Below are 24945 nucleotides of genomic sequence, written 5' to 3'. Positions count from 1 at the left end.
CTCCTGAAAACAAGCCGAAGCCCGGCCCCCCGAAAGGTGCCGGGCCTCAGCCACGTCTCTCCTGCCGCGGGTCAGACCCCCGCGGCCTTGCGCAGCGCCTCGACGCGGCTCGGCTGCTCCCAGGTGAACTCGGGGAGGGCGCGGCCGAAGTGGCCGTAGGCGGCGGTCTTGGCGTAGATGGGGCGGAGGAGGTCGAGGTCGCGGATGATGGCGGCCGGGCGGAGGTCGAAGACCTCGCTGATGGCGTTCTCGATCTTCTCGGGGTCGACGGTGGCGGTGCCGAAGGTCTCGACGAAGAGACCGACCGGCTCGGCCTTGCCGATGGCGTAGGCGACCTGGACCTCGCAGCGGGAGGCGAGGCCCGCCGCGACGACGTTCTTGGCGACCCAGCGCATGGCGTAGGCGGCCGAGCGGTCGACCTTGGACGGGTCCTTGCCGGAGAAGGCGCCGCCGCCGTGGCGGGCCATGCCGCCGTAGGTGTCGATGATGATCTTGCGGCCGGTGAGGCCGGCGTCGCCCATCGGGCCGCCGATCTCGAAACGGCCGGTCGGGTTGACCAGCAGACGGTAGCCGTCGGTGTCGAGCTTGATGCCGTCGTCCAGGAGCGCCTTCAGCTCCGGTTCCACGACGAACTCGCGGATGTCGGGGGCCAGCAGCGAGTCCAGGTCGATGTCGGAGGCGTGCTGCGAGGAGACGACGACCGTGTCGAGGCGGGCGGCCTTGTCATCGTCGTACTCGATGGTGACCTGGGTCTTCCCGTCCGGGCGCAGGTAGGGGATGGTGCCGTTCTTGCGGACCTCGGAGAGGCGGCGCGAGAGCCGGTGCGCCAGGTGGATCGGCAGCGGCATCAGCTCGGGGGTCTCGTCGCAGGCGTACCCGAACATCAGGCCCTGGTCGCCCGCGCCCTGGCGGTCCAGCTCGTCCTCGTCGCCTTCGACGCGCTGCTCGTACGCCGTGTCGACGCCCTGCGCGATGTCGGGCGACTGGGAGCCGATGGAGACCGAGACTCCGCAGGAGGCGCCGTCGAAGCCCTTCTTGGAGGAGTCGTAGCCGATCTCCAGGATCTTCTCGCGCACGAGCTGCGCGATCGGCGCGTACGCCTTGGTCGTGACCTCACCGGCGACGTGCACGAGGCCGGTGGTGATCAACGTCTCCACGGCGACGCGGGAGGAAGGGTCCTCCCGCAGCAGCGCGTCGAGGATCGTGTCGCTGATCTGGTCAGCGATCTTGTCGGGGTGACCCTCGGTCACGGACTCCGAGGTGAAGAGACGGCGGGACACATCGCTCCCTGTGGTTGCAGCGGCTGCTGGCTGATCATGGCCGGGCCGTCCGGGAGCTGCGCCCGGCACGGTCCGACGGCAGTTTATCGGTCACAACGCACCGCGGGACCAGATGTCTCGCCCCTTGGGAGCTCTGTGACCAGCGGCACGGCCTTGATCGGTACGGAATTCCGCCCTCGCGGGTGGCCTTTCGTGTGGTTTTCACCGGGTTCGGCAGACCCGGTGGGGGGATCTTGGCACTCATCCCAGGCGGTTGGCCACCAGATCCCACACCGTGTCGGCCAGGTTCTCCTTACGACCGTACGGGACGGGGGTCTCGCTGCCGTCCGCGCCGAGCACCACGGCCTCGCTCTCCTCGGCCCCGAAGGTCTTGTTCTCGCCCACCTCGTTGACGACGAGCAGGTCGCATCCCTTGCGGCGGAGCTTGGCCCGGCCGTTGGCGAGGACGTCGTCGGTCTCGGCGGCGAAGCCGACGATCAGCTGGCCGGGGCGGGCCCGGTCGGCGGCGATCTCGGCGAGGATGTCCGGGTTACGCACGAGGGCGACCGGCTCGGGCTCCCTGCCCTCCTGCTTCTTGATCTTCCCGGTGGCGTACGCGGCGGGCCGGAAGTCCGCCACGGCCGCCGCCATCACGACGGCGTCGGCGTGGATGGCGGCCTGCCGCACGGCGTCGCGCAGCTCCGTCGCGGTGCTGACGTGGACGACGTCCACCCCGGCCGGGTCGGGCAGGGCGGCGTTGGCGGAGAGCAGCGTCACCCGGGCGCCACGGGCGGCGGCGGTACGGGCGAGGGCGTACCCCTGCTTGCCGGAGGAGCGGTTGCCGAGGAAGCGGACCGGGTCGAGCGGCTCGCGGGTGCCCCCGGCGCTGACCACGACATGGCGTCCGGCCAGGTCGCGGTCGGCGGTGCCACGCTCGCCGACCCGCAGGCAGAGCTCGTAGATCTCGCCGGGGTCGGGCAGCCGCCCCTTGCCGCTGTCGGCGCCGGTGAGGCGGCCTACGGACGGTTCGATCACGACGGCGCCCCGACGGCGCAGGGTGGCGACGTTCTCCCGGGTCGCGGGGTGCTCCCACATCTCGGTGTGCATGGCGGGGGCGAAGACCACCGGGCAGCGCGCGGTCAGGAGCGTGTTGGTGAGCAGGTCGTCGGCGAGGCCGTGGGCGGCCTTGGCGAGGACGTCGGCGGTGGCCGGGGCGACGACGACGAGGTCGGCCTGCTGACCGATGCGGACGTGCGGGACCTCGTGGACGTCGTTCCACACCTCGGTGGAGACGGGCTGCCCGGAGAGGGCCGACCAGGTCGGGGCCCCGACGAAGCGCAGCGCGGAGGCGGTGGGCACCACCCGGACGGTGTGGCCGGCCTCGGTGAACCTCCGCAGCAGCTCACACGCCTTGTAGGCGGCGATGCCGCCGGTGACTCCGAGGACGACCCTGAGCCCGCCGTCCCTGCCGTCCTGCGTCCCGGCCACTGCCGCCACGTCGTCCGCCACCACGTCTCCTCGCCTGTCGGTCTCGGCCGGGCGCCCTCGCGGGCTCCGGGCCGGGGCCCCGGGAAAAGGGCCGCCTGGCACCCTATGACACACCACGGGCCCGGCAGCGATGCTGCCGGGCCCGTGAAGGTGTGTGTGCGGTACTGCTGCCGACCAGGTGTTACTGGGCGGGGCCCTCGACGGCCTCGGAGGTCAGCAGGCCCGCGTTGATCTCGCGGAGCGCGATCGACAGGGGCTTCTCGTGCACATGGGTGTCCACCAGCGGACCGACGTACTCCAGCAGGCCCTCGCCCAGCTGCGAGTAGTAGGCGTTGATCTGACGGGCGCGCTTGGCCGCGTAGATCACGAGGCTGTACTTGGAGTCCGTGGCCTCAAGCAGCTCGTCGATCGGCGGGTTGATGATGCCCTCGGGCGTGGTGATGGGAGAGGACACTCTCTAGCCTTCCGAAGAAACTTCTGGGGGACTGCCCGCCGCCGCGGTCCGGTCCGGCGCTCCCCCGCGTGGCGGGGGCGTCGGGACCAGGGGCCTTACGGGCGGTGGGGCAGCGGATCACGATGAATCACGCAATGGATCAGAGAACCTCCATCAAGGCTAGCAGCTCGACGGCCACCGCCTCGACGGAGGTGTTGACCAGCGTGGTGTCGAACTCCGCCTCGGCGGCCAGTTCGATCCTGGCGGCCGCCAGACGGCGCTCGATGACCTCGGCCGACTCGGTTCCGCGCCCGGTGAGGCGGCGGACCAGCTCCTCCCAGCTGGGCGGTGCGAGGAAGACGAGCTGGGCGTCGGCCATGGACTCCTTGACCTGCCGGGCCCCCTGGAGGTCGATCTCCAGCAGGACCGGCTCGCCGGCCTCCAGGCGGTCGAGCACGGCGCGCCGGGGGGTGCCGTAGCGGTTCCCGGCGAACTCGGCCCATTCGAGCAGCTCGCCGTTGGCGATCAGCTTGTCGAACTCCTCGTCGGAGACGAAGAAGTACTGGACTCCATGCTTCTCCCCCGGCCGGGGCTTGCGCGTGGTGGCGGAGACCGAGAGCCAGACCTCGGGGTGCTCCTTGCGCATATGGGCGACGACCGTGCTCTTGCCGACCCCGGAGGGGCCGGAGAGCACGGTCAGCCGCGGACGTGCGTCCGGGGGTACGGGGGACGTCCCCCGGGGTGTTGCAGCCATGGGGCGATTATTCCAGCTTCCCGGCCGGGACCGGAAAGCAGGCTCGCTTCAGGCCGGGGAACCGCCGAACTCCCGCTCCAGGGAGGCGATCTGGTTGGAGCCGAGTCCGCGCACGCGGCGGCTCTCGGAAATGCCGAGCCGCTCCATGATCTGCTTGGCCCGGACCTTGCCGACGCCCGGGAGCGACTCGAGGAGGGCGGAGACCTTCATCTTGCCGATGACGTCGTTCTCCTGGCCCTGCTTGATGACCTCGTGCAGCGAGGCGCCGGAGTGCTTGAGTCGATTCTTGACCTCGGCCCGCTCCCGGCGAGCCGCGGCGGCCTTTTCGAGCGCGGCTGCGCGCTGTTCAGGGGTAAGGGGCGGAAGAGCCACGCCTACGTCACCTCGGATGTCGAACTGTCGGATACGAATCCGGCGCAGGACCGATCGGTCCCCCACCGGGGCTGAACGGAGCAACGCGCTTGCTCCGTCGCTCTCGGTGGAGACTAGCGGCCATGGCGTCCAGAGTCAGCGAGAACAGTCGAAAAGTCCTGGTCAGGATCGTCAAGCGGTCCCAGGTAAGCGACATTCACGACATAAGGGCCGAGATTTTCGGGGTGACGGCGGCTGTGTCGCGTCGACAACGCGTCAACAGGGCGGCTACGAGCAAGGCCCGCGGCGATGCGGAACCGCCGCGCGCGCCCTCCGGAACCCAGTTTTTGGTTGAACATTGCAGTTCCGGGGCGGGTGGCGGGCGCCGCGGCCGCCCCATCCGGACGCCGGCGGCCCCCGCCAGGGATAGGCGGGACCGGCCCCGCGTACCGCCTCACCCCACCGCGGCCCGGATCTCGTCGGCGAACCGCTCGGCGGCACCGCGCAGGGCGGCGACGCCGGGCCCGTGGCGCAGGACGCCGCGGCTGACGTTGGGCACGACGAGGGAGGCGGCCGGACCGAAGACCTTCGGGAGGTCGGCGGCGGTGGCCCCCTGCGCACCGATGCCGGGCGCCAGCAGCGGCCCGCCGATCCGGAGGTCGTACGAGGAGAGGTCGCCCAGCGTCGCGCCGACCACGGCGCCGAAGGAGCCCATCGGGGCGGCGCCCTCGTTGTCGCGGGCGAGGTGGGCCAGGACGGTGGCGGCGACGGAGCGGCCGTCGGGGCGGAGGGCGTGCTGGACCTCGGCGCCCTCCGGATTGGAGGTGAGGGCGAGCACGAAGAGGCCGCTGCCGCTCTGCCGGGCCAGCTCCACGGCGGGGGCGAGGGAGCCGTAGCCGAGGTAGGGCGAGACGGTGAGGGCGTCGCTGAAGAGAGGGGCGCCGGGGCTCAGGTAGGTCTCGGCGTAGGCGGTCATGGTGGAGCCGATGTCGCCGCGCTTGGCGTCCATGATCACCAGGGTCCCGGCGTCCCGCAGCTCGGCGACGGCGCCTTCGAGGACGGCGAGGCCGCGCGAGCCGAACCGCTCGAAGAAGGCGCTCTGCGGCTTCACCGAGGCCACGTGGCCCGCGAGCGCGTCGACACTGGCCCGGGCGAAGGCGGTCAGCCCCGCGACGTCGTCACCGAGCCCCCACTCCGCCAGAAGCGAGGGGTGCGGGTCGATGCCGACGCAGAGCGGGCCGTACGCGTCCATGGCGCGGCGGAGCCGGGCGCCGAAGGGGGCGGGGGCGGCGGGCCGGGGCGGGGTCGTCGTCATGCGGCGGGAGCCTTCCGGGTGTCGGCGCCGACGGCCTCGGCGAGGGTGGCGTACGGGCTGGCGGCGAGGAGCCGGGCCAGGCCCTGGTGGACGGCGCGGGCGTAGCCGGGGCCGGTGTAGATGAAGGCGCTGTAGCCCTGGACCAGGGTGGCCCCGGCGAGGATGCGCTGCCAGGCGTCCTCGGTCGTCTCGACGCCGCCGACGCCGATCAGGGTGAGGCGGTCGCCCACCCGGGCGTACAGGCGGCGCAGGACCTCCAGGGAGCGGGTCTTCAGCGGTGCGCCGGAGAGGCCGCCGGTCTCCGCGACCAGGGCGGGGTCGGCACTCAGACGCAGGCCCTCGCGGGCGATGGTGGTGTTGGTGGCGATGATGCCGTCGAGGCCGAGCTCCAGTGCGAGGTCGGCGACGGCGTCGATGTCCTCGTCGGCGAGATCGGGGGCGATCTTGACCAGGAGCGGGACGCGGCGGCCGGGGACCGAGCGGTCGGCGGCCTCGCGGACTGCGGTGAGCAGCGGCCGCAGGTGGCTGACGGCCTGGAGGTCGCGGAGGCCGGGGGTGTTGGGCGAGGAGACGTTGACGACGAGGTAGTCGGCATGGGCGGCGAGCCGCTCGGTGGAGGTGACGTAGTCGGCGACGGCCTCGGCCTCGGGGACCGCCTTGGTCTTGCCGATGTTGACGCCGACGGTGGTGCGGAAGACGGGGCGGCGCGCGGTGAGGCGGGCGGCGACGGCGGCCGAGCCCTCGTTGTTGAAGCCCATGCGGTTGATCAGGGCGCGGTCCGGGACGAGGCGGAAGAGCCGCCGCGGCGGGTTGCCGGGCTGGGACTGGCCGGTGACGGTGCCGATCTCGACGTGGTCGAAGCCGAGCATCGCCATGCCGTCGATGCCGACCGCGTTCTTGTCGAAGCCGGCGGCGAGGCCGAAGGGGCCGTGCATGCGCAGGCCGAGCGCCTCGGTGCGCAGCTCCTCGTGGCGGGGCGCGAAGTAGGCGGCGAGGAAGGTCCGCACCACCGGGACGCGGGCGGCGAGGCGGATCCAGCGGAAGGCGAGGTGGTGGGCGCGTTCGGCGTCCAGGCGCCGGAAGAACAGGCGGAAGAAGAGGGAGTACATGCGGGGGTTCCTCGTCGGGAGGCGGGCGGCGGGGCTCGGGCGCCCTCGGGGACGGCGGCGGGGCCCGGCGGCGTGCGGCCGGGCCGGGGAGGGCGCGGGCGGGCGCGCGGGACGGGGCCTGCGGGGGTCGGCCCCATGAAGAGGGGGACACCGTTTCCGGTGTCCCCCTCGGGGCGGTCAGCGGGCGGCGGTGAGCCGCTCGGCGTGTTCCTGGAGGGAACGGACGCCCACGTCGCCGTGGTGGAGGGCGTCGATGCCCTGGACTGCGGCGGCCAGCGCCTGGACCGTGGTCAGGCAGGGCACCGCCCGGGAGACGGCCGCGGTGCGGATGTCGTAGCCGTCGAGGCGGCCGCCGGTGCCGTACGGGGTGTTGACGATGAGGTCGACCTGGCCGTCGTGGATCAGCTGGACGATGGTCTTCTCGCCGTTCGGGCCCTCGCCCTCGGAGTGCTTGCGGACCACGGTGGCCTTGATGCCGTTGCGTCCGAGCACCTCGGCGGTGCCGGAGGTGGCGAGCAGTTCGAAGCCGTGGGCGACCAGTTCCCGGGCGGGGAAGATCATCGACCGCTTGTCCCGGTTGGCGACCGAGATGAAGGCGCGCCCCTTGGTGGGCAGCGGCCCGTACGCCCCGGCCTGGGACTTGGCGTAGGCGGTGCCGAAGACGGCGTCGATGCCCATGACCTCGCCGGTGGAGCGCATCTCCGGGCCGAGGACGGTGTCCACGCCGCGGCCGTGGATGTCGCGGAAGCGGCTCCACGGCATGACGGCCTCCTTGACCGAGATCGGCGCGTCGGCCGGGAGCGTGCCGCCGTCCCCGGTGGCCGGGAGCAGTCCCTCGGCGCGCAGCTCGGCGACGGTGGCGCCGAGCGAGATGCGCGCGGCGGCCTTGGCCAGCGGGACCGCGGTGGCCTTCGAGGTGAAGGGCACGGTCCGCGAGGCGCGCGGGTTGGCCTCCAGGACGTAGAGGATGTCGCCGGAGAGGGCGAACTGGATGTTGATCAGCCCGCGGACGCCGACGCCCTTGGCGATGGCCTCGGTGGAGGCGCGCAGCCGCTTGATGTCGTAGCCGCCGAGGGTGATCGGGGGCAGGGCGCAGGCCGAGTCGCCCGAGTGGATGCCGGCCTCCTCGATGTGCTCCATGACGCCGCCGAGGTAGAGCTCGTTGCCGTCGTAGAGGGCGTCCACGTCGATCTCGATGGCGTCGTCGAGGAAGCGGTCGACCAGGACCGGCCGCGACGGGCTGATCTCGGTGGACTCCTCGATGTAGGCGGAGAGCCGGGTCTCGTCGTAGACGATCTCCATGCCGCGGCCGCCGAGGACGTAGCTCGGGCGGACCAGGACCGGGTAGCCGATCTCGTCGGCGATGGCCTTGGCCTCGTCGAAGGTGGTGGCGGTGCCGTGCTTGGGGGCGGGCAGTCCGGCCTCGGCGAGGACCCGGCCGAAGGCGCCGCGGTCCTCGGCGGCGTGGATCGCCTCGGGAGGGGTGCCGACGACGGGGACGCCGTTGTCCTTCAGGGCCTGGGCGAGGCCGAGGGGGGTCTGGCCGCCGAGCTGGACGATGACGCCCGCGACGGGTCCTGCCTGCTGCTCGGCGTGGACGATCTCCAGGACGTCCTCCAGGGTGAGCGGCTCGAAGTAGAGCCGGTCGGAGGTGTCGTAGTCGGTGGAGACGGTCTCCGGGTTGCAGTTGACCATGACGGTCTCGTACCCGGCGTCGGAGAGCGCGAAGGAGGCGTGGACGCAGGAGTAGTCGAACTCGATGCCCTGGCCGATGCGGTTCGGGCCGGAGCCGAGGATGATCACGGCGGCCTTCTCACGCGGCGCGACCTCGCTCTCCTCGTCGTACGAGGAGTAGAAGTACGGGGTCTTGGCGGCGAACTCGGCGGCGCAGGTGTCGACCGTCTTGTAGACCGGGCGGACGCCGAGGGCGTGCCGGACCTCGCGGACGACGTCCTCGCGCAGCCCCCTCAGCGCGGCGATCTGGCTGTCGGAGAAGCCGTGGCGCTTGGCGTGGGCGAGCAGCTCGGGGGTGAGCTCGCGGGCCTCGGCCAGTTCGTCGGCGGTCTCCTTGATGAGGAAGAGCTGGTCGGTGAACCAGGGGTCGATCTTCGTCGCGTCGAAGACCTCCTCCTGGGTGGCACCGGCGCGGATGGCCTCCATGACGGTGTTGATCCGGCCGTCGGTGGGGCGGACCGCCTCGCGCAGCAGCGCGTCCTTGTCGCCGGTGGGGCCGGTGAAGGCGAACTGGCTGCCCTTCTTCTCCAGCGAGCGCAGCGCCTTCTGGAGCGCCTCGGTGAAGTTCCGGCCGATGGCCATGGCCTCGCCCACCGACTTCATGGTGGTGGTGAGGGTGGCGTCGGCGGAGGGGAACTTCTCGAAGGCGAAGCGGGGGGCCTTGACGACGACGTAGTCGAGCGTCGGCTCGAAGGAGGCCGGGGTCTGCTCGGTGATGTCGTTGGGGATCTCGTCGAGGGTGTAGCCGACGGCGAGCTTGGCGGCGATCTTGGCGATCGGGAAGCCGGTGGCCTTGGAGGCGAGCGCCGAGGAGCGGGAGACGCGGGGGTTCATCTCGATGACGATGATCCGGCCGTCGTCGGGGTTGACGGCGAACTGGATGTTGCAGCCACCGGTGTCGACGCCGACCTCGCGGATGATGGCGATGCCGATGTCGCGCAGCCCCTGGTACTCGCGGTCGGTGAGGGTCATGGCGGGGGCGACGGTGATGGAGTCGCCGGTGTGCACGCCCATCGGGTCGAAGTTCTCGATGGAGCAGACGACCACGACGTTGTCGTTGCGGTCGCGCATCAGCTCCAGCTCGTACTCCTTCCACCCGAGGATCGATTCTTCGAGCAGCACCTCGGTGGTGGGCGACAGGGTCAGGCCCTGCCCGGCGATGCGGCGCAGCTCCTCCTCGTCGTGGGCGAAGCCGGAGCCGGCGCCGCCCATGGTGAAGGAGGGGCGGACCACGACCGGGTAGCCGCCGAGCTCGTCGACGCCGGCGAGGACGTCGTCCATGGAGTGGCAGATGACCGAGCGGGCGGACTCGCCGTGGCCGATCTTCCCGCGGACGGCCTCGACCACGTCCTTGAAGAGGTCGCGGTCCTCGCCCTTGTTGATCGCCTCGACGTTGGCGCCGATCAGCTCGACGCCGTACTTCTCCAGGACACCGGCGCCGTGCAGGGAGATCGCGGTGTTGAGCGCGGTCTGGCCGCCGAGGGTGGGCAGGAGGGCGTCGGGGCGCTCCTTGGCGATGATCTTCTCGACGTACTCGGGGGTGATCGGCTCGACGTAGGTGGCGTCGGCGATCTCCGGGTCGGTCATGATCGTCGCCGGGTTGGAGTTCACCAGGATGACGCGCAGGCCCTCGGCCTTGAGTACGCGGCAGGCCTGGGTGCCGGAGTAGTCGAACTCGGCTGCCTGGCCGATGACGATCGGGCCGGAGCCGATGACCAGGACGGACTGGATATCGGAGCGCTTAGGCACGCTGGCCCTCCATCAGGGTGACGAAACGGTCGAAGAGGTAGGCGGCGTCGTGCGGGCCGGCCGCTGCTTCGGGGTGGTACTGGACGGAGAAGGCGGGCCGGTCGAGCAGGCGCAGGCCCTCCACCACGTTGTCGTTGAGGCAGACGTGGGAGACCTCGGCGCGACCGTAGGGGGTCTCGGAGACCGTCTCGAGGGGCGCGTCGACGGCGAAGCCGTGGTTGTGCGCGGTGACCTCGACCTTGCCGGTGGCGCGGTCCTGGACGGGCTGGTTGATGCCCCGGTGGCCGTACTTCAGCTTGAAGGTGCCGAAACCGAGGGCGCGGCCGAGGATCTGGTTGCCGAAGCAGATGCCGAAGAGCGGGGTGCCCCGCTCCAGGACGGCGCGCATCAGCGCGACCGGGTGGTCGGCGGTGGCGGGGTCGCCGGGGCCGTTGGAGAAGAAGACGCCGTCGGGCTGGACGGCCCAGACGTCCTCGGCGGACGCGGTGGCGGGCAGCACGTGCACCTCGATGCCGCGCTCGGCCATCCGGTGCGGGGTCATGCCCTTGATGCCGAGGTCGACGGCGGCGACGGTGTACTTCTTCTCGCCGATCGCCGGGACCACGTACGCCTGCTCGGTGGCGACCTCGGCGGCGAGGTCGGCGCCCTTCATCTCGGGGCCCTGGCGGACGCGCTCCAGCAGGGCGGCCTCGTCGGCGAGCTGGTCGCCGGAGAAGATGCCGACCCGCATGGCGCCGCGCTCGCGCAGGTGGCGGGTGAGGGCGCGGGTGTCGACGCCGGAGATGCCGACGACGCCCTGCCGCTCCAGCTCCTCGTCGAGGGAGCGCTGCGAGCGCCAGTTGGAGGCGCGGCGCGCGGGGTCGCGGACGACGTAGCCGGAGACCCAGATCTTGCGGGACTCGGGGTCCTCGTCGTTGACGCCGGTGTTGCCGACGTGCGGGGCCGTCATGACGACGACCTGGCGGTGGTAGGAGGGGTCGGTCAGGGTCTCCTGGTAGCCGGTCATGCCGGTGGAGAACACCGCCTCCCCGAAGGTCTCCCCCACGGCCCCGTAGGCGCGGCCGCGGAAGGTACGGCCGTCCTCCAGGACGAGTACGGCGGGAGCCTGGCCGGCTCCCCGGGTGGAGGTCGTCATCGTGCGGTGCCTTCCGTCGTGCGGTCGTGGTGCGGGTGGGGGGCGGCGGACGCGGCGGCGTCCTCGGCCTCCAGGGTGCCGAGGGCCTTGACCCAGGCGGGGTGCTCGGCGGCGCGGTCGGAGCGGAAGCCGGAGTCGATCGCCTGGTCCCCGTGGGTCCAGGTGATGACCAGCAGTCCGCCCTCGGGCAGGACCTTGCCCGCGATGCCCTTGTCGAGGCGGGCGCCGAGGACGGCGTCGGCCGGGACGAAGAAGCCGGCGGCGCCGGGGCGGACCACGTCCAGCCCCTCGGGGTGCAGCGTCAGCTCGGCGCGGCTGCGGGTGCCCAGGCCCCGGGCGACGATGCGGTCCAGCCACTGCCCCGCGGTGGTGGAGCCGTGGTAGCGGCCGGTGAGGGCGAGGGTGGGCTCGCCGAGGTCCTCGGGGGTGGTGGGCAGCTCGGGCAGGCCGGACTGGAGGGTGCCGCGCCACTTCCAGCCTTCGCGCATCAGCCAGTAGACGAGGGCGACGAAGAGGGCGAGGCCGACCAGCCAGCCGACGCGCGCGGCCCAGTCCGTCACCTCCGCCGACTTCTGCTCGGCGGCCAGAGTCATCAGTGCAGGTGTCACGCCAGCTTCCCGTCCACTACCGTTGCCCGGCCCCGCAGGAAGGTGTGGGTGACGCGTCCCGGCAGCTCACGTCCCTCGTAGGGGGTGTTGCGGCTGCGGGAGGCGAAGCCCGCGGGGTCCACCTCTCCACGGTAAGCCGGATCGACCAGGGCCAGGTTGGCGGGCTCCCCCACGGCGACCGGGCGGCCCTGCCCGGCGAGGCGGGAGATGGCGGCCGGGCGGAAGGACATCCGCTCGGCGACGCCGGCCCAGTCGAGCAGGCCGGTGTCGACCATCGTCTGCTGGACCACGGAGAGCGCCGTCTCCAGGCCGACCATGCCCATGGCCGCGGCGGGCCACTCGCAGTCCTTGTCCTCGTGCGGGTGCGGGGCGTGGTCGGTGGCGACGCAGTCGATGGTGCCGTCGGCGAGCGCGGCGCGCAGCGCCAGCACGTCGGCCTCGGTGCGCAGCGGCGGGTTGACCTTGTAGACCGGGTTGTAGGTGCGCACCAGTTCGTCGGTGAGGAGCAGGTGGTGCGGGGTGACCTCGGCGGTGACGTTCCATCCCTTGGACTTCGCCCAGCGGACGATCTCCACGGAGCCGGCGGTGGAGAGGTGGCAGATGTGCACGCGCGAGTCGACGTGGGCGGCGAGCAGCACGTCGCGGGCGATGACCGACTCCTCGGCGACGGCGGGCCAGCCGCCGAGGCCGAGTTCGGCGGAGACGACGCCCTCGTTCATCTGGGCGCCCTCGGTGAGCCGGGGCTCCTGGGCGTGCTGGGCGACGACGCCGTCGAAGGCCTTCACGTACTCCAGGGCGCGGCGCATGATCACCGCGTCGTCGACGCACTTGCCGTCGTCGGAGAAGACCCGGACGTTGGCGGCGGAGTCGTGCATGGCGCCGAGCTCGGCGAGGTGCTTGCCCTCCAGGCCGACGGTGACGGCGCCGATGGGCTGCACGTCGCAGTAGCCGGACTCCTTGCCGAGCCGCCAGACCTGCTCGACCACGCCGGCGGTGTCGGCGACGGGGAAGGTGTTGGCCATGGCGTGCACGGCGGTGTAGCCGCCGGCGGCGGCCGCGCGGGTGCCGGTGAGGACGGTCTCGGAGTCCTCGCGGCCGGGCTCGCGCAGGTGGGTGTGGAGGTCGACCAGGCCGGGGAGGAGGACCAGCCCGTCGCCCTCGACCACCTGGGCGCCCTCGGCGTCGAGGCCGGTGCCGACGGCGGCGATGGTCTCGCCGTCGATCAGGACGTCCCGCGGTTCGCCGCCGAGCAGGCGCGCCCCGCGGATCAGCGTCTTGGTGTGGGCGGTCATGATGCGTGGTTCTCCTCGGTGGCGGGGGCGGGGCGGTTCTGGGCTACGGCGGGTTCGTTCCCGCCCAGCAGCAGGTAGAGCACGGCCATCCGCACGGAGACGCCGTTGGTGACCTGCTCTACCACGGTGCAGCGCGGCGAGTCGGCGACCTCGGCGGTGATCTCCATGCCGCGGACCATGGGGCCGGGGTGCATGACGATGGCGTCGCCGGGCATCTTCGCCATCCGCTCCCCGTCGAGCCCGTACCGGCGGGCGTACTCGCGCTCGGTCGGGAAGTAGGCGGCGTTCATCCGCTCCCGCTGCACGCGGAGCATCATCACGGCGTCGGAGCGGTCCAGGACCCGGTCGAGGCTGTACGAGACCTCGCAGGGCCAGCTCTCCATGCCGACCGGCAGCAGGGTGGGCGGCGCGACGAGGGTGACGTGGGCACCGAGGGTGTGCAGCAGGTCGACGTTGGAGCGGGCGACGCGGCTGTGCAGGATGTCGCCGACGATGGTGACCCGGCGGCCGGCCAGGTCCTGGCCGAGGCCCGCGTCGGGGCCGACCAGGCGGCGGCGCAGGGTGAAGGCGTCCAGCAGGGCCTGGGTGGGGTGCTGGTGGGTGCCGTCCCCGGCGTTGATGACGGCGGCGTCGATCCAGCCGGAGGTGGCGAGCCGGAAGGGCGCGCCGGAGGCGCCGTGCCGGATGACGACGGCGTCGACGCCCATCGCCTCCAGGGTCTGGGCGGTGTCCTTGAGGGACTCGCCCTTGGAGACCGAGGAGCCCTTGGCGGTGAAGTTGATGACATCGGCGGAGAGGCGCTTCTCTGCGGCCTCGAAGGAGATCCGGGTGCGCGTCGAGTCCTCGAAGAAGAGGTTGACGACGGTCCGGCCGCGCAGGGTGGGGAGTTTCTTGATCGGCCGGTCGGCTACCCGGGCCATCTCCTCGGCGGTGTCGAGGATGAGGACGGCGTCGTCGCGGGTGAGGTCGGCGGCCGAGATGAGGTGGCGCATCATCGGTGGGCTCCGTGCGTTCGGGAGGTTTCGGGCATGCGGGGACACCCTGGCCCGGCTGCCGTCACGCGCGAGGGCGTGGGGCGGCGGGACCGCGGTGGGGTGTTACTTGCCGCCTGCCGGGGCGGGGGCCGAGGGTCCGGCGCCGAGCAGGACCGCGTCGCGGCCGTCCTCCTCGGCGAGCTGGACCTTGACCGTCTCCCGCAGCGACGTGGGGAGGTTCTTGCCGACGTAGTCGGCGCGGATCGGCAGCTCGCGGTGGCCGCGGTCGACGAGGACGGCGAGCTGCACGGCGCGGGGCCGGCCGATGTCGCCGAGGGCGTCGAGGGCGGCGCGGATGGTACGGCCGGAGAAGAGCACGTCGTCGACGAGGACGACGAGGCGGCCGTCGACACCGTCGGCGGGGATCTCGGTGCGTCCGATGGCGCGGGCGGGCTTCAGCCGCAGGTCGTCGCGGTACATGGTGATGTCCAGCGAGCCGACCGGGACGGGGCGCGAGGTGATCTCGGCGAGTTTGGCCGCCAGCCGCCCGGCGAGATGGACGCCGCGGGTGGGGATGCCGAGCAGGACCACGTCGTCGGCGCCTTTGGCGCGTTCGACGATCTCGTGGGCGATGCGGGTGAGGACCCGGCCGATGTCGGGGCCTTCGAGAACGGGGCGGGCCTCGTGGGGCCCGGCGTTCGCGGGGGTGGGGGCGTTCACGGGGAACGGACCTCCTTCTCCGCCTCACAGGACGGTTCTTAAAGGACGTCGGGATGTGCGTCGTCCACGGTACCAGTGGCCGGGACATGCCTGGTCACCACCCCGGAGCCCACCCGGCCCAACGGGCCCGGCCGGGCCCGCGGAGGCCCGTCGGCCGCGCCCGCGACGGGTCACAGGCCCCCGGTCACCCCCGGGGAGCGCCCCCAGGACCACCGTTCGGCTTGACGCGGCCAAGTAACGCTGCGTAACCTCACAGTGAGTTACCAGTCTTCGTCCGGGGAGCCACATGTCCAGCGAATACGCAAAACAGCTCGGGGCCAAGCTCCGCGCCATCCGCACGCAGCAGGGCCTTTCCCTCCACGGCGTCGAGGAGAAGTCCCAGGGCCGCTGGAAGGCGGTCGTGGTCGGTTCGTACGAGCGCGGCGACCGCGCCGTCACCGTGCAGCGGCTCGCCGAGCTCGCGGACTTCTACGGCGTCCCGGTGCAGGAGCTGCTGCCGGGCACGACCCCGGGCGGCGCCGCCGAGCCGCCGCCGAAGCTGGTCCTCCAGCTGGAGCGCCTGGCCAACGTCCCGCCGGAGAAGGCGGGCCCCCTCCAGCGGTACGCGGCCACCATCCAGTCGCAGCGCGGGGACTACAACGGCAAGGTCCTCTCCATCCGCCAGGACGACCTGCGCACGCTCGCGGTGATCTACGACCAGTCGCCCTCGGTCCTCACCGAGCAGCTCATCAGCTGGGGCGTGCTCGACTCGGACGCCCGCCGCGCGGTCGCCCACGAGGAGAGCTGAACCGCACCGCGGCAGTGACGCCACCCGCCTGAGGGCGGTCCCGGAGGTCCCCGGGGCCGCCCTCAGGCGCGTCCGGAGCCCGTAGCGCCACCGGGGGCCCCGGACACGGCAGGAGCCCGCGGCCGTGACGGCGGCGGGCTCCTGCGGTGTGCGGGTGGATCAGGCGCGGCGCAGACCCGGCTTCAGCTCCTTGAAGCGGGCGAGCAGGCCGTTGACGAAGGCCGGGGAGTCGTCCGTGGAGAACTCCTTGGCCAGCTGGACGGCCTCGTCCAGTACGACGGCGTCCGGGGTGGTGTCGACCCAGATCAGCTCGTACGCGCCGATCCGCAGGATGTTGCGGTCGACGACGGGCATCCGGTCGAGCGTCCAGTCGACGGCGTACTGCGAGATGAGTTCGTCGATGCGCCGCTCGTGCTCGGCGTACCCCTCGACGAGTTCCATCGTGTACTCGCTGACCGGCGGCTGCCGGGTGTCGGAGCGTGCGTGCCGAATCCAGTCGGCGAGGACGGTCAGCACGTCGGTGGAGCGCTGATCGGCCTCGAAGAGGATCTGGAAGGCACGCTTGCGGGCCGTATTGCGAGCAGCCACGGTTAGCTGTTCACCCGGCCGAGGTAGTCGCTGGAGCGGGTGTCGACCTTGATCTTCTCACCGGTGGTGATGAAGAGCGGGACGTTGATCTGGTAGCCCGTCTCCAGGATCGCCGGCTTGGTGCCGCCGGTGGAGCGGTCGCCCTGGACACCCGGCTCGGTCTCCTTGATGACCAGCTCGACGGCGGCCGGCAGCTCCACGAAGAGCACCTCGCCCTCGTGCTGGGCGACGGTCGCCGTGAAGCCCTCGATGAGGAAGTTGGCGGCGTCACCGACGGCCTTGCGGTCGACGTGCAGCTGGTCGTAGGTCTCCATGTCCATGAAGACGAAGTAGTCGCCGTCCATGTACGAGAACTGCATGTCGCGCTTGTCGACAGTGGCCGTCTCGACCTTGACGCCGGCGTTGAAGGTCTTGTCGACGACCTTTCCGGACAGCACGTTCTTCAGCTTGGTGCGCACGAAGGCAGGGCCCTTGCCGGGCTTGACGTGCTGGAACTCGACTACGGACCAGAGCTGGCCCCCGTCGAGCTTGAGCACCATGCCGTTCTTGAGGTCGTTCGTGGAAGCCACGTTTGCGGAATCTCCTGGACGAATGGGTGTCTCCCCCCTGGCCTCGCGGTCAGCGGGGAGCTGGTGGGACCTCGGGGTGCGCGCACAGGCCGGGGCTAGAGCGCGAGCAGCTCCTTGGTCGTGATCGTGAGTAGCTCGGGTCCGCCGTCCGCCTCAGGGCGGACGACGAGCGTGTCGTCGATCCGGACTCCGCCCCGGCCCGGGAGGTGGACCCCCGGTTCGACGGTGACCGGCACACGAGCGTCCAGTTTACCCATGGCCGCAGGGGCGATCTGCGGGTCCTCCACGTTTTCCAGGCCGACACCGTGCCCGGTGACCGGCGCGAGCCCCTCGGTGTACCCCGCACCGGTGAGCACCTGGCGGGCCGCCCGGTCCACGTCGCGGCAGGCCGCGCCGGGTGCGAGGGCCTCCCGGCCGGCCCGCTGGGCGGCGAAGACGAGGTCGTACAGCTCCACCTGCCAGTCGGCCGGGGTGGTCCCGATGACGAAGGTCCGGCCGATCGCGCAGCGGTAGCCGCGGTAGACGGCGCCGAGGCCGACGGTGAGGAAGTCGCCCTCCTCGACCCGGCGGTCGGTGGGCCGGTGGCGGGCGAGGCCCGCGTTGGGCCCGGTCCCCACCGAGCTGGCGAAGGCCGGGCCGTCGGCGCCGTGGTCGATGAGGCGGCGCTCCAGCTCCAGGGCGAGATGGCGCTCGGTGCGGCCGACCAGGATGGACTCCAGGAGTTCGCCCAGGGCCTGGTCGGTGATCTCGGCGGCGATCCGCAGGCAGGAGATCTCCTCCTCGTCCTTGACGTACCGGAGCTGCTCGACGGCACCGCCCAGGTCGGTCAGGCCGATGCCGGGAGCGGCCGAGGCCATCGCCCGGTGCCGGGCCACGGTCAGGTCGTGCTCCTCGACCGCGACCAGCCGCCCGCCCTGGCGGAGCGCGAGGGTGGCGGCGGCCACGGCCGGGTCGGCGCCGGAGCCGTCCAGGAGCTGGAGCCTGAGGGCCTCGTCCGGTCTGCCTTCCTCGGGCCGCGCGCCGGGCTGGACGGCGCGGAGCAGCACGTCGGCGCCCGGCTCGTGGGCGCCGAGCAGCAGGGCGGCCCGGTCGGGGGCGGTGCCGGTCAGGTAGCGGACGTTGGCCGGGCGGGAGACCACGGCGGCGGCGTCACCGGCCGCCGCGCAGCGCTCCCGCAGCCGCTGCCTGCGGGCTTGGTACACGTCGTACGCGTGCGGGGCCTCGGACATGTTCCGAGCCTACGAGCGGCTCGGCGCACCGGCCGGTTCAGCGCGTCCGACCGGGCGCCTGGCCGGTGGCGGCGGGGTTTGTCACCACTGGGGCGGGCTGGCGATGGCGCGGGCGAGGACGTCGTCCAGGGCGCGGGCGGTCTGGGCGGCGTCGAGGTGCGAGTTGTCGATGATCGGCAGCCCGGAGCCGTACCAGCCGGCCATCCGGCCGTGGATGCGGGCCACCTCCTCGTCGGAGAGGCGGCGGTTGCCGTGGCGGGCGGCGTTGCGCTCCAGGACGATCTCCAGGCCGGGCAGGAGGACCACGGGGAGCAGCCCGGGGCCGACGTGGCGCTTCCAGCCGCCGAGGCCGATCACAGGCCGGTCGGGGAAGACGGCGTCGTCCAGGATGCAGGAGATGCCGTTGGCGAGGAAGTTGCGGGCGGAGAAGCCGCAGGTGCGGCGGGCGAGGCGGTACTGGGCCTCGGAGTGGTCGTTCCACCCGGCCTGCGGGTCGGCGAAGCCCGAGCGGACCCATTCGCGGACGTCGTCCAGGCTGATGTGGGCGGTGGGCACCCTGCGCTGTTCGGCCCAGAGCCGGGCGACGGTGGTCTTCCCGGCTCCGGCCGGGCCTATGAGGAGCACCGCGAGGGTGGTGCTGCCGGTGTCCGCCTGCCCGGCGCCGGGCGGCGGGCTCGGCATCGCGACCGGCCCGCCGGGCGGCAGTTGGACGTGGCCGGTGCCCTCGGGCGGGACCGAGGCGGGCGGTACGGGCACGGTGGGGGCGCCCTGCGCGGGGTGCGGGGTGCGCCCGGAGGGAGCGTTTCCGAGGAAGCCCGGCGGCTGGGGCGGCGGGCCGGGGTGCGGGGGCTGAGCGGGCGGTGTGCCCTGCGGCCAGTCGGCGCTCGCCGTGGCCGGCTGGTGGAAAGGCGGCAGCGGAGGCCCCCCTGCGTGCTGCATCCGGTGCCACTCCGTCTCGTCAGGCAACTGGCGTGGGGCGCGCGGCGCTTCCGGGAAGCCCCCGGCCGCCGACGCGCTACCGAACGGTACCGTCCCCGGCCGGTGTTGTGTGAACGACCGGGCAGGTCAAGGCGTGCCCGGCGGCGGAGGGAGCCGCGCCGCCCGCCCCGGGAACGCCTCCGCGGCCGGAGCGGGACGCGCTCGGGCCGCGGAAGGGTGGTGGTCGGGGGGGGGCTCGCCCCGGCGTGCGGCGGTCAGTCCGCGACTTCGCCGTACGCGCCGAGCATGACGGCCGGGTCGGGGCCCTCCAGGACGGTCGGGCGGGCCAGGCCGTCCAGGACGATGAAACGGAGCGTGTCACCGCGGGACTTCTTGTCGACCTTCATGTTCTCGACCAGCTTGGGCCACTGGTCGTAGCGGTAGGTCAGCGGCAGTCCGACCGCCTCCAGGACGGTGCGGTGCCGGTCGGCGGTGGCGTCGTCGAGCCGTCCGGCGAGGCGGCCCAGCTCGGCGGCGTAGAGCATGCCGACGGCGACGGCGGCGCCGTGCCGCCACTCGTACCGCTCGTTCTTCTCGATGGCGTGGCCCAGCGTGTGACCGTAATTGAGGATCTCGCGGCGGCCGGACTCCTTGAGGTCCTCGGAGACCACCTCGGCCTTGACCCGGATGGAGCGCTCGATGAGTTCGGCGGTGTGCGGCCCGGCCGGGGTGCGGGCGGCCGCCGGGTCGGCCTCGATGAGGTCGAGGATGACCGGGTCGGCGATGAACCCGGCCTTGATGATCTCGGCGAGGCCGCTGACGTAGTCGTGGACCGGCAGCGACTCCAGCGCGGCCAGGTCGCAGAGGACCCCGGCCGGCGGGTGGAAGGCGCCGACGAGGTTCTTGCCCTCGGCGGTGTTGATGCCGGTCTTGCCGCCGACGGCCGCGTCGACCATGGCCAGCACGGTGGTGGGGACGGCCACCCAGCGCACCCCGCGCAGCCAGCTCGCCGCGACGAACCCGGCGAGGTCGGTGGTGGCGCCGCCGCCGACGCCGACGATCACGTCGGTGCGGGTGAAGCCGGACTGGCCGAGGGCCTTCCAGCAGTAGGCGGCGACCTCGGCGGTCTTGGCCTCCTCGGCGTTGGGCACCTGGACGGCGATCGCCTCGTACCCCTGGTCGGCGAGGTCGGCGCGGAGTGCCTCGCCGGTCTCGGCGAGGGCCTCGGGGTGGATGACGGCGACCCGGCGGGCCTGCTCGCCGATGAGGCCGGGCAGCTCGCCGAGGAGCTGGTGGCCGATCAGTACCTCGTACGGATCGGTGCCTGCGGTGGCGCCGACCGGGATACGCAGGGTCATGCGTGCTTCAACTCCAGTGCGTCGAGGACCGCTTCGGCGACCTCTTCGGGGGTGCGGTGGTCGGTGGCGACCTCGGCGCGGGCGACCTCGGTGTAGAGGTGGCGGCGGGCCTCCATCAGCTCGCGCCACTGCCGCCGCGGGTTGACGGCGAGCAGCGGCCGGGCGGTCGCCAGGCCCGTTCGGCGTGCCGCCTCATCCACCTGCATCGACAGGTAGACGACCGGCCGCCCGGCGAGCAGCGCGCGGGTGGACGGGTCCAGGACGGCGCCGCCGCCGAGGGCCAGCACACCGGGGTGGGCCTGAAGGGCGGCGGCGACGGCGCGGCGCTCCAGCTCGCGGAAGTGCGGTTCGCCGTCGTCCACGAAGATCTCGGCGATCTCGCGGCCCTCGACGGCGACGATGTCGGCGTCGGTGTCACGGTAGACGTGGCCGAGTCGCTCGGCGAGCAGCGCGCCGACGGTCGACTTGCCGACGCCCATCGGGCCGACGAGGACGAGGCAGGGGCCCGGGTCCGCCGGGGTCTCGGGGCTCACCGGACGGGGAGGTGGTCGAGGTAGCCGGAGACGTTGCGGCGGGTCTCGGCGACGCTGTCGCCGCCGAACTTCTCCGCGACGGCGTCGGCGAGGACGAGGGCGACCATCGCCTCGGCGACGATGCCGGCCGCCGGGACGGCGCAGACGTCGGAGCGCTGGTGGTGGGCCTTGGCCGGCTCGCCGGTGGCGACGTCGACGGTGCCCAGCGCCCGGGGCACGGTGGCGATGGGCTTCATCGCGGCGCGCACCCGCAGGACCTCGCCGGTGGTCAGGCCGCCCTCGGTGCCGCCGGAGCGGCCGGAGGCGCGGCGGATGCCGTCGTCGGTGACGACGATCTCGTCGTGCGCCTGCGAACCGGGTACCCGGGCCAGGTCGAAGCCGTCGCCGACCTCGACGCCCTTGATGGCCTGGATGCCCATGAGGGCCCCGGCCAGCCGCGCGTCGAGCCGCCGGTCCCAGTGCACGTGCGAGCCGAGTCCCACCGGCACCCCGTGGGCGAGGACCTCGACCACACCGCCGAGGGTGTCGCCGTCCTTGTGGGCCTGGTCGATCTCCGCGACCATCGCCGCGGACGCCTCCGGGTCCAGGCAGCGCACCGGGTCGGCGTCGAGCCGCTCCACGTCACCGGGGACCGGGAGGGTGCCGTACGGCGCCTTGGCCGCGGCCAGCTCCACGACGTGCGAGACGATCTCGATCCCGGCCGTCTCCTTCAGGTACGACCGGGCGACGGCGCCGAGCGCGACCCGCGCCGCGGTCTCCCGCGCACTGGCACGCTCCAGGATCGGGCGGGCCTCGTCGAACCCGTACTTCTGCATCCCCGCCAGGTCGGCGTGGCCGGGCCTCGGCCGGGTCAGCGGGGCGTTGCGGGCGAGCGCGGCCAGCTCCTCCGGGTCGACCGGGTCGGCCGCCATGACCTGCTCCCACTTGGGCCACTCGGTGTTGCCGATCATCACCGCGACCGGCGAGCCGAGGGTCAGCCCGTGGCGGACCCCGCCGAGGAAGGTGACCTCGTCACGCTCGAACTTCATCCGGGCGCCGCGACCGTAGCCGAGCCGCCGCCGGGCCAGATGGTCGGCGACCATCTCCGTGGTGATCGGCACCCCGGCGGGAAGTCCCTCCAGGGTGGCCACCAGTGCGGGTCCGTGCGACTCCCCCGCGGTCAGCCAACGCAGCCTGCTCAACGGTGCTCCTCCTGCTCGCGCCCGGTCGTGGCGGCGCGGCCGGGTGCGCGTCCCCTGCCCGCCGCACCCGATCCTCCCACGCCCGGCGGGCCGGTGCGGCAGGCGGTCCAACGGGTGGAACGCCGTGCCCGCCGGCTGCCGCCGGAAGGCGGGCGTCCGGTCAGCGGGCGGCGAGTGCGGCGGTGCCGGCCGTGCGCATGGCGGCGAGCGGCGCGGGCGCCGTCCCGGTCATCCGCTCGACCTGGAGGACAGCCTGGTGGACCAGGAGGTCCAGCCCGCCGAGGACCGTGCCCCCGCGCTCGGCCCAGCGGGCGGCGAGCGGGGTGGGCCACGGCTCGTAGAGCACGTCGAAGAGGGTGCCGGGCCGCTCGGGGACCTCCGCGGCCAGTGCGTCCGCGGCTCCGGCCGGGGTGGTGGCGATCACCAGCGGCAGGTGGAGCGCCTCGGCGGCCCGCTCCCAGGGCCGGGCGGCGGCCTCGACGCCGAGGCGGCGCCCCCACTCCCGCATCTCCTCGGCGCGCGCCTCGCTGCGTACGTACACCGCGACCCGCTCGGCGCCGATCGAGGCGAGGGCGGCCAGCGCGGAGGAGGCGGTGGCGCCTGCGCCGAGGACGGCGGCCTCGGGGGCCTTCTCGACGCCCCGTTCCCGCAGGGCGGCGACGAGCCCGGGCACGTCGGTGTTGTCGCCGTGCCAGCCGCCGTCGGCGTCGCGGACCAGCGTGTTGACCGCCTCGACCGAGCGGGCCACCGGGGTGGCCGTCTCGCACAGGGCGAGCGCGGCCCGCTTCAGCGGCATGGTCAGCGACAGCCCGGCCCACTCGGGGCCGAGCCCGGCGACGAAGCCACGGAGCTGGACCTCGTCGGTCTCGTACCGGTCGTACGACCAGCCGTCGAGGCCCAGCTCCGCGTAGGCGGCGCGGTGCAGGACCGGGGAGAGGGAGTGGTCGACGGGCTTGCCGAGGACGGCGGCCCGGCGGGTGTCAGTCGAGGGCATCGAACTTCTTCTTGAGTTCCAGGAACTCGGGATAGGTCTTGGCGAACTCGGTCTTGTGCTCGCCGTCGGTCGCGACGAAGTACAGCCAGCCGTCGTCGGTCGGGTTGAGCGCGGCGGCCAGCGCCTCGGAACCCGGGTTGCCGATGGGGCCGGGGGTGAGGCCCTTGCGGGTGTACGTGTTGTACGGGTCCTTGTTGCTGTTGATCTCCGACGCGCTGATCTTGATGTTGCTCTGCTTCATCAAGTAGTTGAACGACGAGTCGAACTGGAGCAGGCCGTTGGTGTCGGTGTTGCCGGGCTTGAGGCGGTTGTAGACCACCTCCGCCATCCTGCGGAAGTCGTCGTGCGTCTTGCCCTCGGCCTGCACGAGGCTGGCGACGGTGACCATCTGGAGCGGGTCCTCCAGCCCCAGCCGCTCGGCCGCGCCTTCGACGTCGTGGCGGACGTACTCCGCCTTCGCCTGGGCGACCATCTTCTTGAGGACGTCCGCCGGTTCCATCGACTTGGCCAGCGGATAGCTCGACGGGAAGAGGAAGCCTTCCAGCGGGTCCTTGATGTCCTTGTTGTTGTCGGCCCACTCGGGCAGGCCGAGCGACTTGGACTCCTTGAGCGCCACGTCCTCGGTGGTGCCGGCCTTGACGCCGAGGCGCTTGTCGATCTGCTCGTAGACCCAGGCGTTGCGGCGGCCCTCGGGGATGATCAGCGTGTTGCGGCTCTTGGGGCTGAGCATCAGCTCGACGGCGGCCTTGCCGGACATCTGCTTGCGCAGCGTGTAGAAGCCGGGCTGGAGGGACTTGCCCTTGGGGTGGGCGTTCTGCGCGTTGACGAAGGCGGAGCCGCTCTTGACGACGTCGTGCTTCTTCAGCAGGTTGGCGATGTCCCAGCCGACGGCGCCCTGCGGGACCTCGACGAGGACCTGGCCCGAGCCCCCGCCCGCGTAGTCCTCGGCCGGGCCGAAACGGTCCTGGTAGAACTGGTAGCCGTAGTACGCGACGGCCCCGCCGCCACCGACCAGCACCAGCGAGACGATCAGGCAGGCCACACCGTTGCGGCTCTTGCCCTTGGTGCCCCGGCCGCGTTGCTTGCCGCCGCCGCGCCGCCCGCCGGACCTGCCGCCGGGCTCCGGCTCGTCGTCGTAGCCGTCGTCGTCCTCGTCGTACCGGTCCCGGTCGTCCGCAGGGTCCCGTTGGTCACGACGGCCCCGGCCGCGCCGGGTGTTCCGGCCGTCGTCCGCGTCGGACGCGTCGTCGGCGCCGGTGAAGAAGGGGTGGGTCTCCTCCTCCGGCCCGTCCCACTCGCTCTCGGGCTGCGGCTCCTCCCGGCGGCCCGGCGGGCGGGGCGGCGGATAGGCGCCCTCGGTGCGGTACGGGTCGTGCTGCCCGTCGCCGTAGCCCTCGTGCCCGGGGTGGCCGTGGGCCTGCTGCTGGTAGGGGTCGCCCGCGGCCGGGTCGTACGGGGGGACCTGCCCGGTGTCCCAGCCACCGGAGTACTGCTGCCCGTACCCGTCGGAGCCGCCGTACTGGCCCTGCTCTCCCGGGTGGCCCTGCTGCGGGTACCCCTGCTGCTGGTGCGGGTCGTACTGCTGGCCGGGCCGGCCCTGCTGCGGGTATCCCTGCTGCTGCGGATAGCCCTGCGGGTACTGCTGTCCGTCGTAACCGGGTTGCGGGGGTGGATAGCCGCCAGTCTGCTGTCCGCCCCATCCGTCGCCGTACCCGCTCTGTGCCGCCTGCCCGTAGGCGGGCGAGGAGAGCGGGTCCTCCTGCCACGGATCGGAGCCCTGGCCCCGGCCATACTCAGTCATCGGTCCCCTAGAGCCGCGGGACGGGGGAAGCCGCCGCATGGGGGGCGGCCTCCGCGCCGTCTCTTC

23 protein-coding genes are annotated in these 24945 nt (G+C 72.7%); 1 reads left to right on the top strand and 22 read right to left on the bottom strand.

The annotated features are described in order from the left end of the window. Positions 1-71 precede the first annotated feature (71 nt). From metK to pyrR, 13 genes are all read right to left on the bottom strand, one after another. Positions 72-1280: a methionine adenosyltransferase gene (metK, locus tag ACFWMZ_RS07890; protein WP_383175126.1), complete on the bottom strand. Its 1209-nt coding sequence runs from the start codon at positions 1278-1280 to the stop codon at positions 72-74. Positions 1281-1520: 240 nt separating this feature from the next. Next, entirely contained in the window at positions 1521-2768 is a 1248-nt protein-coding gene (coaBC, locus tag ACFWMZ_RS07885; protein ID WP_383175122.1) for a bifunctional phosphopantothenoylcysteine decarboxylase/phosphopantothenate--cysteine ligase CoaBC, read from the bottom strand. A gap of 160 nt (positions 2769-2928) precedes the next feature. Further along, a complete protein-coding gene (gene rpoZ / locus ACFWMZ_RS07880) occupies positions 2929-3201 on the bottom strand; it encodes a DNA-directed RNA polymerase subunit omega (protein WP_023420371.1) in 273 nt (90 codons plus the stop codon). Between the two features lie 139 nt (positions 3202-3340). Continuing rightward, positions 3341-3934 carry a guanylate kinase gene (gene gmk, locus ACFWMZ_RS07875; RefSeq protein ID WP_383175119.1) on the bottom strand — a complete coding sequence of 198 codons (594 nt, stop codon included), beginning with the start codon at positions 3932-3934 and terminating at the stop codon, positions 3341-3343. A gap of 48 nt (positions 3935-3982) precedes the next feature. Further along, a complete protein-coding gene (locus ACFWMZ_RS07870; protein WP_003970367.1) occupies positions 3983-4306 on the bottom strand; it encodes an integration host factor in 324 nt (107 codons plus the stop codon). 433 nt (positions 4307-4739) lie between these two features. Then, entirely contained in the window at positions 4740-5600 is an 861-nt protein-coding gene (pyrF, locus tag ACFWMZ_RS07865; protein WP_383200063.1) for an orotidine-5'-phosphate decarboxylase, read from the bottom strand. Continuing rightward, positions 5597-6709 (bottom strand): quinone-dependent dihydroorotate dehydrogenase, encoded by a 1113-nt coding sequence (locus tag ACFWMZ_RS07860; RefSeq protein ID WP_383200060.1) that lies wholly within the window; start codon positions 6707-6709, stop codon positions 5597-5599. The genes pyrF and ACFWMZ_RS07860 overlap by 4 nt, the downstream gene beginning before the upstream one ends. A gap of 177 nt (positions 6710-6886) precedes the next feature. Beyond that, positions 6887-10192: a carbamoyl-phosphate synthase large subunit gene (gene carB, locus ACFWMZ_RS07855; RefSeq protein WP_383200057.1), complete on the bottom strand. Its 3306-nt coding sequence runs from the start codon at positions 10190-10192 to the stop codon at positions 6887-6889. Continuing rightward, positions 10185-11327 (bottom strand): glutamine-hydrolyzing carbamoyl-phosphate synthase small subunit, encoded by a 1143-nt coding sequence (gene carA, locus ACFWMZ_RS07850; RefSeq protein WP_383175106.1) that lies wholly within the window; start codon positions 11325-11327, stop codon positions 10185-10187. Before carA ends, carB begins: the two co-directional genes overlap by 8 nt. Continuing rightward, entirely contained in the window at positions 11324-11920 is a 597-nt protein-coding gene (locus ACFWMZ_RS07845; RefSeq protein ID WP_383175260.1) for a hypothetical protein, read from the bottom strand. The genes carA and ACFWMZ_RS07845 overlap by 4 nt, the downstream gene beginning before the upstream one ends. Before the next feature lie 11 nt (positions 11921-11931). After that, a complete protein-coding gene (locus tag ACFWMZ_RS07840) occupies positions 11932-13227 on the bottom strand; it encodes a dihydroorotase (protein ID WP_383175103.1) in 1296 nt (431 codons plus the stop codon). Continuing rightward, positions 13224-14222, bottom strand: coding sequence for an aspartate carbamoyltransferase catalytic subunit (locus ACFWMZ_RS07835; protein ID WP_383175100.1), 999 nt, complete (start codon positions 14220-14222; stop codon positions 13224-13226). The genes ACFWMZ_RS07840 and ACFWMZ_RS07835 overlap by 4 nt, the downstream gene beginning before the upstream one ends. Positions 14223-14324: 102 nt before the next feature. Next, positions 14325-14921 carry a bifunctional pyr operon transcriptional regulator/uracil phosphoribosyltransferase PyrR gene (pyrR, locus tag ACFWMZ_RS07830; RefSeq protein ID WP_383175097.1) on the bottom strand — a complete coding sequence of 199 codons (597 nt, stop codon included), beginning with the start codon at positions 14919-14921 and terminating at the stop codon, positions 14325-14327. A 286-nt stretch (positions 14922-15207) separates the two neighbouring features. On the opposite strand from pyrR, the gene bldD reads away from it, so the two are divergent. Next, positions 15208-15708, top strand: coding sequence for a transcriptional regulator BldD (gene bldD, locus ACFWMZ_RS07825; protein WP_100455883.1), 501 nt, complete (start codon positions 15208-15210; stop codon positions 15706-15708). Between the two features lie 159 nt (positions 15709-15867). Here the strand turns inward: bldD and nusB are convergent, their stop codons facing one another. From nusB to mltG, 9 genes are all read right to left on the bottom strand, one after another. After that, complete coding sequence (gene nusB / locus ACFWMZ_RS07820) at positions 15868-16296, bottom strand: transcription antitermination factor NusB (RefSeq protein WP_383175093.1); 429 nt, start codon at positions 16294-16296, stop codon at positions 15868-15870. A 2-nt stretch (positions 16297-16298) separates the two neighbouring features. Beyond that, on the bottom strand, positions 16299-16865 hold the full coding sequence (gene efp, locus ACFWMZ_RS07815; RefSeq protein WP_383175090.1) for an elongation factor P: 567 nt from the start codon (positions 16863-16865) through the stop codon (positions 16299-16301). Positions 16866-16960: 95 nt separating this feature from the next. Next, positions 16961-18094, bottom strand: a complete 1134-nt coding sequence (locus ACFWMZ_RS07810) for an aminopeptidase P family protein (RefSeq protein WP_383175087.1) — start codon at positions 18092-18094, stop codon at positions 16961-16963. 81 nt (positions 18095-18175) lie between these two features. Continuing rightward, a complete protein-coding gene (locus ACFWMZ_RS07805) occupies positions 18176-19033 on the bottom strand; it encodes a Pro-rich N-terminal domain-containing protein (protein WP_383200054.1) in 858 nt (285 codons plus the stop codon). A gap of 254 nt (positions 19034-19287) precedes the next feature. Next, a complete protein-coding gene (gene aroB / locus ACFWMZ_RS07800; RefSeq protein WP_383175082.1) occupies positions 19288-20370 on the bottom strand; it encodes a 3-dehydroquinate synthase in 1083 nt (360 codons plus the stop codon). After that, positions 20367-20849: a shikimate kinase gene (locus ACFWMZ_RS07795; RefSeq protein ID WP_383175257.1), complete on the bottom strand. Its 483-nt coding sequence runs from the start codon at positions 20847-20849 to the stop codon at positions 20367-20369. The genes aroB and ACFWMZ_RS07795 overlap by 4 nt, the downstream gene beginning before the upstream one ends. Before the next feature lie 50 nt (positions 20850-20899). Then, the gene (gene aroC / locus ACFWMZ_RS07790; protein WP_383200051.1) at positions 20900-22084 is read right to left on the bottom strand and encodes a chorismate synthase; all 1185 of its coding nucleotides are present in this window, start codon (positions 22082-22084) and stop codon (positions 20900-20902) included. Positions 22085-22244: 160 nt separating this feature from the next. Next, complete coding sequence (locus tag ACFWMZ_RS07785) at positions 22245-23078, bottom strand: shikimate dehydrogenase (RefSeq protein ID WP_383200048.1); 834 nt, start codon at positions 23076-23078, stop codon at positions 22245-22247. Next, positions 23065-24879, bottom strand: a complete 1815-nt coding sequence (mltG, locus tag ACFWMZ_RS07780; protein ID WP_383200045.1) for an endolytic transglycosylase MltG — start codon at positions 24877-24879, stop codon at positions 23065-23067. Before mltG ends, ACFWMZ_RS07785 begins: the two co-directional genes overlap by 14 nt. Between the last annotated feature and the right edge of the window lie 66 nt (positions 24880-24945).

Origin of the sequence: Streptomyces sp. NPDC058373, assembly GCF_042723275.1 — a bacterium.
Classification (GTDB): Bacteria; Actinomycetota; Actinomycetes; order Streptomycetales; family Streptomycetaceae; genus Streptomyces.
This window is presented reverse-complemented; position numbering and strand designations above follow the sequence as displayed.